Origin of the sequence: Kaistia terrae, assembly GCF_026344005.1 — a bacterium.
GTDB lineage: Bacteria > Pseudomonadota > Alphaproteobacteria > Rhizobiales > Kaistiaceae > Kaistia > Kaistia terrae.
The window spans coordinates 69,360-83,932 of the sequence record NZ_JAPKNH010000010.1 but is presented as its reverse complement, the minus strand read 5'-3'; the positions used below and the strand labels follow the sequence as shown (position 1 = coordinate 83,932).

13 protein-coding genes and 1 tRNA gene are annotated in these 14,573 nt (G+C 65.5%); 10 read left to right on the top strand and 4 right to left on the bottom strand.

All coding sequences use genetic code 11. From position 1 onward, the window contains the following. Nucleotides 1–4: 4 nt before the first annotated feature. The 4 genes from OSH12_RS21705 to tsaD form a co-directional block, all read right to left on the bottom strand. The gene (locus OSH12_RS21705; protein ID WP_266345719.1) at nucleotides 5–283 is read right to left on the bottom strand and encodes a YciI family protein; all 279 of its coding nucleotides are present in this window, start codon (nucleotides 281–283) and stop codon (nucleotides 5–7) included. A gap of 82 nt (nucleotides 284–365) precedes the next feature. Next, the gene (locus OSH12_RS21700; protein WP_266345718.1) at nucleotides 366–1,334 is read right to left on the bottom strand and encodes an NAD(P)H-dependent glycerol-3-phosphate dehydrogenase; all 969 of its coding nucleotides are present in this window, start codon (nucleotides 1,332–1,334) and stop codon (nucleotides 366–368) included. Continuing rightward, nucleotides 1,331–1,786: an NUDIX hydrolase gene (locus OSH12_RS21695; RefSeq protein ID WP_266345717.1), complete on the bottom strand. Its 456-nt coding sequence runs from the start codon at nucleotides 1,784–1,786 to the stop codon at nucleotides 1,331–1,333. The genes OSH12_RS21700 and OSH12_RS21695 overlap by 4 nt, the downstream gene beginning before the upstream one ends. Beyond that, nucleotides 1,783–2,874 carry a tRNA (adenosine(37)-N6)-threonylcarbamoyltransferase complex transferase subunit TsaD gene (gene tsaD / locus OSH12_RS21690; protein ID WP_266345716.1) on the bottom strand — a complete coding sequence of 364 codons (1,092 nt, stop codon included), beginning with the start codon at nucleotides 2,872–2,874 and terminating at the stop codon, nucleotides 1,783–1,785. Before tsaD ends, OSH12_RS21695 begins: the two co-directional genes overlap by 4 nt. Nucleotides 2,875–2,998: 124 nt before the next feature. On the opposite strand from tsaD, the gene hemC reads away from it, so the two are divergent. From hemC to OSH12_RS21640, 10 genes are all read left to right on the top strand, one after another. Further along, nucleotides 2,999–3,937 (top strand): hydroxymethylbilane synthase, encoded by a 939-nt coding sequence (gene hemC / locus OSH12_RS21685; protein ID WP_266345715.1) that lies wholly within the window; start codon nucleotides 2,999–3,001, stop codon nucleotides 3,935–3,937. 6 nt (nucleotides 3,938–3,943) lie between these two features. After that, entirely contained in the window at nucleotides 3,944–4,675 is a 732-nt protein-coding gene (locus OSH12_RS21680) for a uroporphyrinogen-III synthase (RefSeq protein ID WP_266345714.1), read from the top strand. 47 nt (nucleotides 4,676–4,722) lie between these two features. After that, entirely contained in the window at nucleotides 4,723–5,964 is a 1,242-nt protein-coding gene (locus tag OSH12_RS21675) for a COG4223 family protein (protein WP_266345713.1), read from the top strand. A 10-nt stretch (nucleotides 5,965–5,974) separates the two neighbouring features. Further along, entirely contained in the window at nucleotides 5,975–7,546 is a 1,572-nt protein-coding gene (locus OSH12_RS21670) for a heme biosynthesis protein HemY (RefSeq protein WP_266345712.1), read from the top strand. Between the two features lie 105 nt (nucleotides 7,547–7,651). Then, a tRNA-Thr gene (locus OSH12_RS21665) sits at nucleotides 7,652–7,727 on the top strand. A gap of 1,270 nt (nucleotides 7,728–8,997) precedes the next feature. Beyond that, entirely contained in the window at nucleotides 8,998–9,930 is a 933-nt protein-coding gene (locus OSH12_RS21660) for a MurR/RpiR family transcriptional regulator (protein ID WP_323180707.1), read from the top strand. A 286-nt stretch (nucleotides 9,931–10,216) separates the two neighbouring features. Further along, nucleotides 10,217–11,227 carry an ABC transporter substrate-binding protein gene (locus OSH12_RS21655; RefSeq protein WP_266345710.1) on the top strand — a complete coding sequence of 337 codons (1,011 nt, stop codon included), beginning with the start codon at nucleotides 10,217–10,219 and terminating at the stop codon, nucleotides 11,225–11,227. A 134-nt stretch (nucleotides 11,228–11,361) separates the two neighbouring features. Further along, nucleotides 11,362–11,940: a hypothetical protein gene (locus OSH12_RS21650; protein WP_266345709.1), complete on the top strand. Its 579-nt coding sequence runs from the start codon at nucleotides 11,362–11,364 to the stop codon at nucleotides 11,938–11,940. Nucleotides 11,941–12,019: 79 nt separating this feature from the next. Further along, entirely contained in the window at nucleotides 12,020–12,856 is an 837-nt protein-coding gene (locus OSH12_RS21645) for an ABC transporter ATP-binding protein (protein ID WP_266345708.1), read from the top strand. Then, nucleotides 12,853–14,457 (top strand): ABC transporter permease, encoded by a 1,605-nt coding sequence (locus tag OSH12_RS21640; protein WP_266345707.1) that lies wholly within the window; start codon nucleotides 12,853–12,855, stop codon nucleotides 14,455–14,457. The genes OSH12_RS21645 and OSH12_RS21640 overlap by 4 nt, the downstream gene beginning before the upstream one ends. Nucleotides 14,458–14,573: the final 116 nt, after the last annotated feature.

Genomic DNA, 14,573 nt, shown 5'->3' with positions numbered 1-14,573 from the left:
CCGATCAGGCCGGCTTGCCGACGGCCCAGCGCCAGGGACGAACGACCGTGTCCTTGAACAGGCCAGCCTTGGCATAGGGGTCGGTTGCGAAGACGGCACGCGCGGCTGCCTCATCCTCGGCTTCGATGATCAGCAGCGAGCCGACCATGTCGCCCTTGTCGTCGAGGAACGGGCCGGCGATGGCCATGCCGGTTTCCTTCAGCCACTCGATGTGAGCGGGGCGGTTCTCGAGACGAACCGGCAGGCCGTCCTCGCGATCGGTCAGAATGGCAACGAAGTGCATGAAAACCTCCAAGAATTGCGGCCGCACGGTAGGCGGCTCGGCCGCCAAGGTAAAGACCTCGAAGCAGGACGCTTCGAGGGGGTCAATCGGCTTCGCGCTTGAGCGGGCGCAGCATCAGCGCTCCTGCCGCAGCTTCGACGGACAAGCTTCCTTCGAGGATGGCGGCGACGGCCTCGGTGATCGGCATCGGCACATCCAGACGACGCGCGAGATCACGGGCCACCGGCGCCGTCGCAGCCCCTTCGGCCAAGGCCGGGGGTAGCGCCGCGCCGCTGCCCAGCGCGTGGCCATAGGCAAAATTGCGCGATTGCACCGAGGAACAGGTCAATACCAGATCGCCGAGGCCGGAAAGCCCCATCAGCGTTTCCGGCAGAGCGCCCTGCGCCTCGCCGAGGCGGCGCAATTCGGCAAAGCCGCGCGCGATCACGGCGGCGCTGGCGCTGGCGCCCAGTTCACGACCGGCGACGATGCCTGCGGCGATGGCCAGCACATTCTTGAACGCGCCGCCGATCTCGACGCCGAGCATGTCGGTCTCCGCATAGGGGCGGAAACTGGAGGAACCGAGCGCATGGCAAAGCGCCATGGCGAGCTTCAAATCCGTCGCGGCGATGGTGACGGCAGTCGGCAAACCGCGCGCCACGTCGATGGCGAAACTCGGGCCCGACAGCACGGCGGGGGCCGCCGGCGGCAGCGCTTCGGCCAAGACTTCGGTCATCCGCTTGGCCGAACCACGCTCAAGCCCCTTGGCGCAGAGCACGACCGGCGTGTCCTCGGCGATCGATTCGAGCAGGCGCGCGACTTCGCGCACCGTCTGGGCCGGCGTTGCCAGCAGGATCGCATCGGCCGCGATGGCGTCCTCTATCCGGTCCGTTATCCGCATTGAAGCCGGCAATTCCACACCCGGCAGATGGGCGGCATTCTCGCGGCTGGCGGCCATCTCGGCGGTGTCGCGACCCCAAAGAGTAACGCGGCGACCGGCGCGATGGGCGGCCAGCGCCAGCGCGGTGCCCCAAGCCCCGGCACCGACGACGGCGATGTGATCGATCGTCATGACGCAGTCTCCAACGCGGGCAGGTTATCGAGGAGCGCGTCCAGTTCGCCGAACAGCGCCTCGCCGAGCGGCAGCTTCAGCCAGAACAGCGCGAAGCGGATCGGTGGACCGCCGGCATCGGGGTGCATTTCCAGCGTCTCCCAGGTTTCCGCGAAGTCTCCGTCAAGCGGGAGATGGAAGAACCACCGCCGATGCAGCCTTTCCGGACCGTCCGGCGGCGCATAGCCATAGGCGCGCTCGCCCAATAGTGTCATGACAGCGGGCGCGACCAGTCCGGTCTCTTCCAGAAATTCACGACGCGCCGCCTGTTCGGGCGTCTCGCCCGCTTCCATCGTGCCGCCAGGAACCTGGATGCCGTATTCCGGAAAGTCCGGCTCGCGAAACACCAGCAGCCGCCCGCGCCACGTCGCGTAGAGCACGACCTTGCGCTTCTGGATGAGATTTTCGCTCACGCCTTGGCCCCCTTGTGGCCGGAGCCGAGCATCGGTGCAGCAAGCTGGTCGAGCGGCCAACGCGGCCGCGCCGGTGCCGCGAGATCATCGAGAAGGCCGAGCGCCAGCCTTTCCGCCCCGGCCCAGGCGATCATCGCGCCATTGTCGGTGCAGAGTACGAGCGGCGGCGCCACCAGCCGGAATCCACGTGCGGAAAGCTCGGCGTCGAGACCGGCGCGCAGCGCCTTGTTGGCAGCAACGCCCCCGGCGACCACCAGCGTCGGTTCGGCAATTTCAGGGAATTCGGCACGGAACCGATCCAGTGCATGGCCGATGCGATTGCGCACCACCAGTGTCACCGTGCGCTGAAAGGCGGCGCAGAGATCATCGACATCGTCTTCCGACAGCGGCGCGATCGCCTCCGCCTCGATGCGGAGCGCCGTCTTCAGGCCGGAGAAGGAAAAATCGGCGCCCGGTCGGCCGAACATCGGCTTCGGCAGCGCAAAGCGATTGGGATTTCCGCGCGCTGCGGCGCGCTCGACGGCGGGGCCACCCGGATGTGGCAGGCCGAGCAGCTTCGCCGTCTTGTCGAATGCCTCGCCCAACGCATCGTCGATCGTGGTGCCCCAGCGCTCATATTGGCCGACACCGCGCACCAGCAGGATCTGCGTGTGGCCGCCGGAAACGAGCAACAGCAGATAGGGGAAGCTAATTCCGTCGGTCAGGCGCGCCGTCAGCGCATGGCCTTCGAGATGGTTGACCGCCACCAGCGGCTTGCCGGCAGCCAGCGCCAGCGCCTTTGCCGTCGTCAGCCCTACGATGACCCCGCCAATCAGGCCCGGTCCCGCCGTTGCAGCCACGGCGTCGAGATCCGCAAAACCGACGCCAGCCTCGTCCATCGCTGCCTGCACGACACGATCGAGCGCCTCGACATGGGCGCGGGCGGCGATTTCCGGCACGACGCCGCCATAGGCCGCATGTTCGTCGAACTGCGAAAGGATGACGTTGGAGAGGATTTCGCCCCGCCCTTCGGTCTCACGTGAAACAACCGAGGCCGCCGTTTCATCGCAGCTCGTCTCAATACCCAGAACCAGGACGGAAGCACTCACACCGGGGCCTTTCGCCGCGTATCGGGCGGCTTGCTTGCAGATGGGCCCGTCGTGGCTAGACTGGCGCCGAATTCTGCCCTGACGGGCATTGATCCGACAGGCCCTAACATCCGGACCCGACCCCGTGCAATCCGCAGTCTCCATCCCCGTCCTCCGCATCGGCACGCGCGGCAGCCCGCTGGCACTCGCCCAGGCGCACGAGACGCGCGCCCGGCTGGCCGTTGCCCACGGCCTCGACGAGGCGTTGATGGAGATCGTCGTCATCAAGACATCGGGCGATCGGATCCAGGATCGCTCGCTATCGGAAGCCGGCGGCAAGGGTCTTTTCACCAAGGAGCTTGAGGAAGCGCTGCTCAGTGGCGCGATCGATATCGCCGTGCATTCCTCGAAGGACGTGCCGACGTTCCTGCCGGATGGGCTGACGCTGATCGCCTTTTTGCCGCGCGAGGATGTGCGCGATGCCTTCCTGTCGCCGGTCGCGGGTTCGATCCGCGATCTGCCGCAGGGCGCCGTACTCGGCACCTCGTCGCTGCGTCGTCGCGCCATGGCGCTGCGCGTCCGGCCCGATCTCGTCGTCGTCGAGTTTCGCGGCAATGTGCAGACACGGCTCGCCAAGCTCGAAAGCGGCGTCGCCCATGCCACCCTGCTGGCGCTGGCCGGCCTGCGCCGGCTCGGCCGCGCCGATCTCGCCACTTCGATCCTCGAGCTGGATGATTTTCTTCCCGCCGTCGGCCAGGGCGCCGTCGCTGTCGAGGGCCGCGCCGACGATGTTCGCGTGCGCGAACTGCTTTCCGCCATCAACGACCCGGCCACGGAGACCGCGCTCGCGGCCGAGCGCGCGTTCCTGACCCGGCTCGACGGCTCCTGCCGGACGCCGATCGGCGGCCTTGCGACCCTTTCTGGCGGCGAGCTTCTGTTCCGCGGCATTGTGCTTTCGCCGGATGGACGGCAGTCGGAGGCAACCCAGATGACGGCCCCGCTCGCAGATGCTGCGCGGATCGGCACGGCGGCGGCTGACGAACTGATCGGCCGGGGCGGCAAGACCTTCTTCACGACCGGCTGACGAACGATGCGGCTGCTCGTCACCCGGCCGGAACCCGAAGCGACGCGAACCGCCGAAAGGCTGCGCGCACTCGGACACGAGCCGGTGATGGCGCCGCTGCTTGAAGCGATCTTCCTCGATCCGCCGCAGCCCGCGTTCCAGCCGGCTGCCATCCTGCTGACCAGCGGCAACGGTTTGCGCGGCCTGCTGCGCTGGTCCTTTCCCGCAAGCTGGTTTGATGTTCCTGTCTTCGCCGTCGGCGACCGCACCGCCGAAGCTGCGCGCGATGCTGGATTTTCCAAGGTACTGTCGGCCAATGGCGACGGCGACGCGTTGGCGACGCTGGCGATCGCGACGCTCGCTCCCGGAGCTGGAACGCTGCTCTATCCCGCCGCTGTCGACCGTGCCGGAAATTGGCCCGAACGATTGATCGCAGGCGGCCATGCGCTGTTCCTCGTCGAGGTCTACCGGATGGACCCGGCGGCCAACCTGCCTGATTCGGTGGCGAATGATCTGCGTCAACGCCGGATCGACGGCGTCCTGCTCTATTCGCCGCGAACGGCCAAAACTTTCGTGCAGCTTGTTGCCGGACTGAATCCACAGCCCCCCGTCGACGATTTACCGATCTACACGCTGTCGGAGACCATTGCCTCCATGCTGACATTCGGCGCGGTTTTCATCGCTGCCGAGCCGACCGACGACGCCCTGCTGGCGCAAATTCCCAAAGGCATGGGAACATCGCCTTCAGGCGTCCGTTAACGCATTGGTCTATACTGGGTCGGAGCGACCGACGAGATCGAGGTGATATGAGCGACGACGACACCTTCAAGCCGGCAGGCGAACCGTCCGGATCCCGCCGCAAGCGGCCTCCCGTAACGATCGATCTCGAAGCCGAGTCGAGCGCAGCGATGCCCGATTCAGCCCCTGCCGAGGCGACCGCCACGACCGATGCGCCTGTCCACGAGACGGTGTCCTCCGAGACGCCAGCGTCCAAAAGCCAGCCCTACGAACCCGAAGTCACCGCAGATGAAACCGTGACGACCGAGACCCCCGCTTCGCGCGATCCCGCTTTGGCGCGCTTCGTCATGCCGGCTATCGCGGCCCTCGGCGGCGGCATCATCGGCGGTCTGCTGGTCGCTCTTCTCTCGTCCTCGACCGGTACTGATCCGATCGCAAGCGCCAGCCTCGATTCGCGTTTCGCCGCCGTTTCGGCCCGGCTCGACCGGGTTGAGTCCGCTGCCAACGAATTGACGTCGAAGCCGGTTGCGACGAACGGCGTCGACCCGGGCCGCCTCGCCGGGCTGGAAAAGGAAATTGCCGAGCTGAAGGCCGCCGCCAGCCAACCGGCCCCCGCGATTGCCGCCGCACCGACGGATCTGGGCCCGATCGAAAGCCGGCTATCCGCGCTCGAAACACGGCCGGAACCGGCAGCGGCGACCGCACCCGCCGCCCCGCCGGTCGATCTATCGCCGCTGCAATCGCGCCTAGACGCGCTGACCACGCGGCTTGATGCCGTGGAGGCCCATCCGCCTTCCGACCCGAAGACGGAGGCCGCCGCCCGCGTCATCGCGATCACGGCGCTTCGCCAGGGAGCAACCGCTTCCGGCCCCTTCGCCGACGAGCTTGTCGCCGTCGCGGCCCTCGGCACGGAAGGCGAAAAAATCGCCGCGCTGCAGCCGTTCGCCGAAGCCGGCGTGCCGTCGAAGGCCGATCTCATCGCCGCCTTCCCGGCCGTCGCGGAACAGATCCGCATCGCCGCCGCCAAGGTTGATCCCGGCGCCAGCCTGATCGATCGCCTCGCCGCTTCGGCCGGCTCCCTGGTCAGCGTCAAACCCTCCGGACCCATGGCCGGACCTTCGGCGACCGCCGTGGTCTCGCGCATGGAAGCGGCGGTCAAGGATGGCAACCTGGCCGAAGCTCTGCGCGAAGGCGACGCGCTCGACACGCTGGCGCGGGCACCGCTCGCCGACTGGGCCGCCAAAGCCGGGCAGCGAATCACCGTCGATACGGCTCTCGCCGGCCTTAGCGCCGCCACCCCTTCCAACTGACGGAGCGACGATGGTCCGCATTCTGATCTACGTCGCCCTCGTCTTCGCGATCGCCGCTGGATTTTCCTGGCTTGCCGACCGTCCGGGCGAGATCGCCCTGAGTTGGCAGGGCTATGACTACCAGACCAGCCTGATGGTCGCGTCGGTCAGCCTTGCTGTCCTGTTCGTGGCGCTGGCAATCCTGCTCTGGATTATCATCACGGTATTCCGCGCGCCGCGCCTGTTCGGCGGCTGGCTTTCCGGCCGCAAGCGGGATCGCGGCTATCGCGCCCTGTCACGCGGCATGATCGCCATCGGATCCGGCGACGTGAAACGGGCCAAACGCTTCGCCATCGAATCGCGAAAAATCCTGAAGGACGAGCCTCTGACCCTGCTGCTCGCGGCGCAATCGGCGCAGCTGACCGGCGATAGCGTCGGCGCACGCGCGGCGTTCGAGACGATGCTGGCCGACCCCGAAACACGGCTGCTCGGCCTGCGCGGTCTCTATGTCGAGGCGCAGCGCAGTGGCGAACACGAGGCGGCCCGCCACTATGCGGAGGAAGCCGTCAAGGCGGCGCCCAGCCTCGCCTGGGCCGGCAACGCCCTGTTCGAGGACCAGGCCGCCAAGGGCGAGTGGTCGGCCGCGCTGTCGACCCTCGGCTCCAATCTCCACGCCAAGCTGATCGAACGCGGGGCGGCACACCGGTTGCGCGCCGTGCTTCTGACGGCACGCGGCCTGCAGTTTGAATCCTCCGACCCCGAAGAAGCGCGCGCCGCCGCCCAGGAAGCCGTCAAGCTCGCGCCGGGTCTCGTCCCGGCTGCGACCCTCGCCGCCCGTCTGTTCACCCGCCAAGGCGACGTCAAGCGCGCCGTCCGCGTGATCGAGACGAGCTGGAAGTACGAGCCGCATCCCGAACTCGCCGAAGCCTATGCCATGGTGCGCCCCGGCGACGCCGCGCAGGAACGATTGAAGCGCGCCGAGAAGCTGGCGGCCCTGCGCCCCGGTCATCTCGAAAGCCGGCTGGCGGTGGCCCGTGCGGCGATCGACGCCCGCGACTGGGCGCTGGCCCGACGTGAACTGGCGGCGATTCCCGACAGCGAGCGCACGGAACGCTTCTGCCTGCTGATGGCGGAAATCGAGGAAGGTCCGGACGGCAATCGCGGACATGTCCGCGAATGGCTTTCGCGCGCCGTTCGTGCGCCGCGCGATCCGCAATGGACGGCCGACGGCTATGTCTTCCCGGCCTGGGCGCCGATCTCGCCGATTTCGCGAAAACTCGACGCCTTCGAATGGCGGACGCCGACGGCAGCGCTTGCTGCCGACCAGCGCCCCACCCTCGATCTCGATTTTCAGGATCCCGAGCCGGATGAACCGCTCGTGATCGAGGCAAAGCCCGCCCCGATCGTGGCACCCAAGCCCGAGAAGGAAACGGAAGCATCGCAGCCTACGGCACCAACATCTTCCGCTGTGGCGAAGAGCCCCACGGCAGCGTCGAACGGGAATGCAGGCAAACCGGCTCCCGTCGTCGTGCCGCCGATCCCCGACGATCCGGGCATCGAAGACAGCGAAGCCGAACCAGCCGATCGACTTCGATTGCAGTGAGGCAGTGGAGAACCATCAGGGAGGCTTGAAACGCTTCCCGAATGTGGCTATGAACCCCGTGGATTTTACAGCAGCCCTCGCGGCGCCGGTCAAATCCCTCGGTAAGCCGCTTTAGCTCAGCTGGTAGAGCACATCATTCGTAATGATGGGGTCACAGGTTCGAATCCTGTAAGCGGCACCACTCCTCCCCGAAAAAATAAGTTAATTCAATAGGATAGAGGGTTTTTGATTTTTTAATCCACCCTACTGCCCACCTCTCTGCTGGCGCTGGCAGGCTAATCAAATGCTGTTAGGCGTACCGTCGGTATGTTCGATTGTCCTAGGTGGCAACTTTCTGCCTTTCAGCGACACAGGGTCGAACGGCAAACGGCATTGGCTATCAGCGCGGCTTTTTCGACTCTGACTGCGCCAGAAAAATACTCAATGACTGAAAGATTACGCATTTAACAACAACGCTCGCGGACTTATGCCGCAAGCGAGCCACTACCGTTTACGCGCCGAGAGACGGAACAAGACTATGCTTTCTTCAGGCGGGATACCTGCCGCCTCTCAGCGGTCGTCGGTCTCAAAGGTGGAGGAATAGCCGCTTCCTCCCAGATTGATCATGATCACCTCATCGCTGGCAGATTCGTGTATCGACCGGGATTTGACACACTCGTTCGCCAGCTCGGAGTTCAGCCCGAAGAACGGTCGGGGAGTGGCGTTTGCCTAGACCGTTTCTCATTTGACTGAATCGTCGAGATTGCCGTTCGTGGGACAATGATAGGCACGCGACGAAAGTCCAAAGACGGCAGCAATCGCCTGGGAAACCGCTGGCGGGCGGAGAGGGATTGGCGGACCCGGAGGCACTAACACGCAGACAAAAGCGACCAACGGCTTCACTTTACTCGGGGGCGGCCGGGAAGTCGACACGGCGCAGGGCCGAGGCGTCGCCGCCATTGCGGTAACCGTGCCAAGCGGTGAAGCGGACATTCCAGCTGCGGCGAAGGCAAGTTTTTCTGGCGGCGGACGAACAGCCAGACGTTGTGTTTCGCGACAGATTGGACAGAAACGCTCTTGTGTCCCTTAAGGCACCCAAAAGGCTAGTGCACAGCCGTCCGAGCTGTGCACTTCGTGCACTCACGCGAACCTCTATCGGATCGCTGTGTATTCCAGCAGAGTGCACGCGCTCATCGTACGAGCATGCGCTCGCACGCGAGAAAGCCGGACTCTACTGAGCGGCGGGCCGCAATGTAACGCGCGCCCCCGACATGCCGCGCGAATAGCGAACACGGACTGCGCGATTTGCTTGAAGAGAAGGGAACGCGCACGAAGCGGGAGACGAAGATCACTGGTCTAGATGGAGCCGGGTAGATACAATTGGCTCGATGAATCTGAAACCGAATCCGACTTAGATCCGTGTCGGCTTGGATTTTGCTTGGTCAGCCGTTACGGATTGACGGGTCGATTCCTTGTACGGCCGCGTACTGTGGATCCATGGCGCTTGCTCCAGCCGGCGAGCGCGTCTTAGGTGCGATGGAGCCATTTTGATTTCGATCGCGGAACGGATTCATTCCAAATACCCGCATATGACGGGTGCCCTGCAGAAATTCGCCGATTTCGTGCTGGCAGAGCCGGTGAAGGTCGCGCGGATCAGCATCCATGAAGCGGTCAAGGATCTCGACGTTTCCGTCGCCTCGGCCAACCGCTTCGCGCGCGCCATCGGCTATTCCGGCTATGCCGAATTCCGCACCGAACTGATCCGGAGCTTTGAGCCGGCCTTCGACCCGGTAAAGCGGCTGCAGGTCCAGGTGTCGCGCACATCGACCAGCCTCGACGTGTTCCGCGCGTCGATGAGCGAGGACATCGCCAACGTCCAGACCACGATGGACGGGCTCAGCGACGAGCGCGCTAACCAGGCGGTCGACGCCGTCCTTGCCGCCAAAAACATCATCGTGTTCGGACTCGACAATGGCGCGAGCTGCGCGGCGATCCTGTGCAACGAGTTGCAGCGGCTGCGCGGCAACGTCACATCGATCGCCAATTATGGCGGCGCGATCGGCGTGGCGCGGCAGTTCACCGAACTCGGCCGAGACGATCTGGCGATCGCCATCGCTTTCCCGAACTACATCCGCGACGTGATCCAGCTCGCAAGCCTCGCCCGCGCCCACGGCACAAGGGTGCTGGCGATCACCGACAGCCACCAGTCGCCCCTGGCGCCGCTCGCCGACATCAACCTGTTCTGCCGGGCCGAGCGCCAGTTCGGCTCGATGTCCAACGCCGCCGCCATCACGCTGATCGAGGCGCTGGTCGCCGCCGTCGCCCACCGCACCAAGCGCGCCGTGGAACTGGCCGAGCAATATACGGCGCTCGAACTGCCCTGGCTCGAACGCCCCGGCCAGTAACGGCCCCGCAGGCCTCCGCAGGCAGTGACGCCGGAATGATCAGCCGCGCTTCGCCTTGCTAGGCAGCGCGACCGCGACCGTTGTTTTCGCTGGTTTTTTCCGCGTTCCGCGTGACGACCATTTCAGCAGTCTACCCAATTGTACAATTTTGAACGTCGTGACAGTCTTTCTGTAACACGATGTTCATTGCCGACCGGAACCGGCTGATTTCCGGGCGATGAAGCCCCGCTTCTCTACCCCTGACTACTCCTCGTCGAACGCACATCATCCTTCGGAGCCTGTGGAAATGGATAGACGGACTTTCATCAAGGTCGGCGCGGCCGCTCTCGCGGCTCCGGCTTTCATCACGTCGCGCGCCCTGGCCGACACGCCCAAGCTCGGAAAGATCGCCTACCAGCTCGGCTGGGTGAAGAACTTCCAGTTTGCCGGCGAATATATCGCCGACACCAACAAGTTCTTCGAGCAGGAGGGCATCGCGGTCGACCTGCTGGCCGGCGGCCCCAGCGTCTCGGCCGAGCCGATCGTCATCTCCGGCAAGGCGCTGGTCGGGCAGAACAGCACCGACAACACGGCGAACGCGGTCGCCAAGGGCGCCCCGCTGAAGATCATCGGCACCAACTACCAGAAGTCGCCGTCCTCGATCATCTCGCTGACCAAGACCGGCCTCAAGGCACCCAAGGGCCTGGTCGGCAAGACAGTCGGCATCCAGGCCAACAACCAGGTCGTGTGGAACGCCTTCCTGAAGATCAACGGCATCGATCCGGCCAGCGTCAACACGGTCCCCGCCCAGCACGATTTCACGCCGCTGGTTTCCGGCGAACTCGATGCGTTCTTCGGCTTCTCGAACGATGACGTCGTGCAACTGCGCCAGAAGGGCCAGGACGTCAGCTACCTGCTGATGGCGGATTACGGCTACCCGATGTTCAACTGCAACTACCTCGTGACCGAGGAGACGCTGAAGGACAAGGAGAAGCGGGCCCAGGTCGTCGCCTTCATGCGCGGCGCGATCCGCGGCTGGCAGGAGGCGGTCAAGAACCCGGCGCTGTCGGCTCAGCTTACCGTCGACGTTTATGGCAAGGGCAACGGGCTCGACCAGGCGGCGCAGGAGAAGTCCGCCGCCGCGACCAACGAACTGATGGTCACCGCCGACACGGAAAAGCACGGCCTGTTCTGGATGACGGACAAGGCCGTCGACGAGACCATCGCCACGCTGGCGACCGCCGGCATCGTCGCCAAGAAGGACCTCTTCACCAACGAGATCCTTGAGGAGGCCTTCCAGGGCAAGACCACGCTCTAGGGCCTTTTTTGAAAGGCGGTTCGGCCCCCTGCCGGACCGCCCACGATCCAAAATCATGGCGGCTGCTGCCCGCAACTTGAAACCCCGGACCACCTGTCCGGGGAATGACGGCCTTCGTTCGACAGGAACCCAGCATGACCCAGAACTACCAGAGCGCGGATGTCTGGTCCCGCACCAAGACGATCAACGGCTATCCCGTCGACGAAGTCCGTTCCGTCTTCCAGAAGTCGGTCCGTCGTGGCTGGCTGGAAGAAGCCATCCTCGCCGCCTTTGAACTGCACCAGAGCGGCCTCGAGACGGAAGAACTGCTCTGGCGCCGCATCGAGATCATCGCCACCGAGGAAGTCGGCTTCGGCCTGGTGACGGCGCCGGCCATCATCGAGGCGCTCAATTCGCAGCGGCAGCGCTATACCGATCGCACCGAGCGCTGGATCTACGCCGTGCAGGCGGTCCGCATCGTCGTCACCAACAAGAAGGACCGCACGGCGCCGCAATTGGCGCAATGGGCGATCGAGGTGACCTCGCGCGGCGAACGCCAGTTCGAAATCCAGGATTTCATGGTCGACTATCACACCCGTCGCGGCGTCGAGCTCGGTCGCGGTCCCGAACACTGGACCAGCGCCGGCGGCGGCGATCTCGAAAACATGCTGGAAGGCGTCGACAGCAAGTATCTCGACTACCTGAACGCCCTCCGCGCCAAGGCTCCGGCCTGATTCTGGCATGGCGCGGCTCCTATCAAGCGCCGCGCCGTCCGCCGGCCGAAATGGGGTCCATCCGATGGAGATGTCCGACGTGAAGTTCGAGATGAAGCCGAAGGCGAACCCGCCGACGCGTCCAGGCGGGGATGCCAGCGGCATTGTGCTCTATGGGCTCTCCAAGAGCTTCTCGCTGCAGGGCCGCATCGTCACGGCGCTGCATGACGCGGATCTGCGCACGCCAGCCGGCTCGTTCGTATCGCTGCTGGGCCCGTCCGGATGCGGCAAGTCGACAATCCTACGGATTCTGGCCGATCTCGAAGTGCCGACGAATGGCAGCGCGCTGATCCACGGCAAGTCGCCCGGCGTATCGCGCGCCAACCACGAGATCGGCATCGCCTTCCAGGACGCCTCGCTGCTCGCCTGGCGCTCGGTCGAGGACAATATCCGCCTGCCGCTAGAGATCAGCGGCATGACGGGCCAGGACGCGGCGATCCGCGACCTGATCGCGCTGGTCGGCCTGCAGGGTTTCGAGAAGGCGAGGCCGGCGCAGCTTTCCGGCGGCATGCGCCAGCGCGTCGCCATCGCCCGCTCGCTCGTCAACCAGCCGAAGGCGCTGCTGCTAGACGAGCCGTTCGGCGCGCTCGACGACATGATGCGCCAGCGGCTCAATCTCGGCCTGCAGCGGATCTGGATGGAACGACGCACCACCACGGTGCTCGTGACGCATTCGATCTCCGAGGCCGTCTTCCTGTCCGATACGGTCGCGGTGATGACCGCGCGCCCCGGACGCATCGTCGAGACGTTGGCGATCGACCTGCCGCGTCCGCGCACGCCGGAAATGATGCGTACGACGGAATTCCACCGGCTTTGCGACGTGTTCAGCGAGCTTCTGTTCGGTTCCAAGGCCGACGACATGGAACCGGTCCTATGACGGCGGCGACCATGGTCCGGCCCGTCGACCGGTTGCGCGCCTTGAACTGGTCCGGAATTCTCTATGCGACCGCTGGGCTCGCGGCGCTCGTGCTTCTCTGGCAGCTGGCGGTGATCTTCATTTCGTCGGGCAACGGCACCATTCCGTCTCCGCTGCAGATCGCGCGGCAGATGCACTTTGACGGGTTCGCCTTCTATGCGGATGCGGCCTCCTACACGGTCTCGGCGGCCTTTCGTGGCTGGCTGTGGGGCAACAGTCTCGCGATCCTCCTCGCCCTCGTCGCCGTCGCCATTCCGTTTCTGGAACGGCCGATCCTGCAACTCGGCATCGTCTCCTATTGCCTGCCGATCGTCGCGATCGGGCCTCTGATGATGATCCTGTTTTCCGGCGATACGCCCAAAGTGGTGCTGGCGGCGCTGTCGGTGTTCTTCACCACGCTGATCGGCACGGTGACGGGCCTTCGCCATGTCGACCGCACCATGCTGGACCTGGTGCACGGCTTTGGCGGCGGCACCTGGCACAAGCTGTTCAAGGTCCGGCTGATCTCGGCCCTGCCGCACCTCTTCGCCGCGCTGCGCATCGCGGCCCCGGCCGCCATCCTCGGCGCGATCGTCGGCGAATATATGGGCGGCACCGAAACCGGGCTCGGTCTGATGCTGGTCAATTCGCAGCAGGCGATGGAGATTCCCCGGACTTGGGCGATCGCCGTCGTCGCCAGCGTGCTCGCGGCCATCGCCTATGCGGCGACCAGCCTCGTCGCCCGCCTGATGACGCCCTGGGCGCGGGAAGTCTCGACAGACATCGGCGGTCTGCATGCAAAGGCCGACGGTGGCGGCGGATGGGCGATGGCGATTGCCACGGCGCTCGGTTCGCTCGGTCTCGTGCTGTTCGTCTGGTGGGCGATCCTGCGCGGTTTTTCCGTGCCGCCCTTCTTCGGCAAGGGACCGCTGGAAGTGTGGAACTATCTCGTCGACCCGCTGACGGGCGCCCAGAACCGGGCTCAGTTGATGCGCGAGGCGGTCGTCACGATCCGTGACAGCGCCGCCGGGCTCGTCGTTGGCACCGTAGCTGCCGTCCTCGTCGCGATCGCCTTCAATCTCTGGGGCGGAGTCGAGCGGGCCTTCATGGGAGTTGCGATCGCGCTGCGCTCGATACCGCTCGTCGCCATGGCGCCGCTGGTGACCCTGGTATTCGGCCGCAACATGCTCGCCGTCGTCATGATCGGCGCGATCGTCACCTTCTTCCCGACGCTTGTGAACATGACGCTGGCGCTGGCGCAGACGCCCGCCCGCTCGCGCGACCTGATGAAGGTCTTCGGCGCCTCGCGCTTCAAGACGCTGATGACGGTGCAGATTCCAAGCGCCTTGCCGGCCTTGTTCACCTCGCTGCGCACCGCCGCGCCGCTCGCCATTACGGGCGCGTTGCTGGCGGCCTGGCTCGCGACGGGCAAGGGGCTCGGCTATGCGATCGTCACCACGGCCGCCGTCTCGGACTATGAGGGCCTCTGGGCCCGCGTCGCGCTGACGACCGCCTTTTCCATTCTTCTCTACGCGTTGATCGGGCTGGTCGAACGCATCGTCCTGAAAGCCTACGCCAACTAGCCCGGCCACTTCCGCACCAGGCAAAGACCGCCGCCGCCACGCGGGGCGCGATGGGGCTCGCCTTGCCCGTGGCCGACGCCCATCCGCTTCCACCTGGCCAGCCGTCCTTCGCGCCT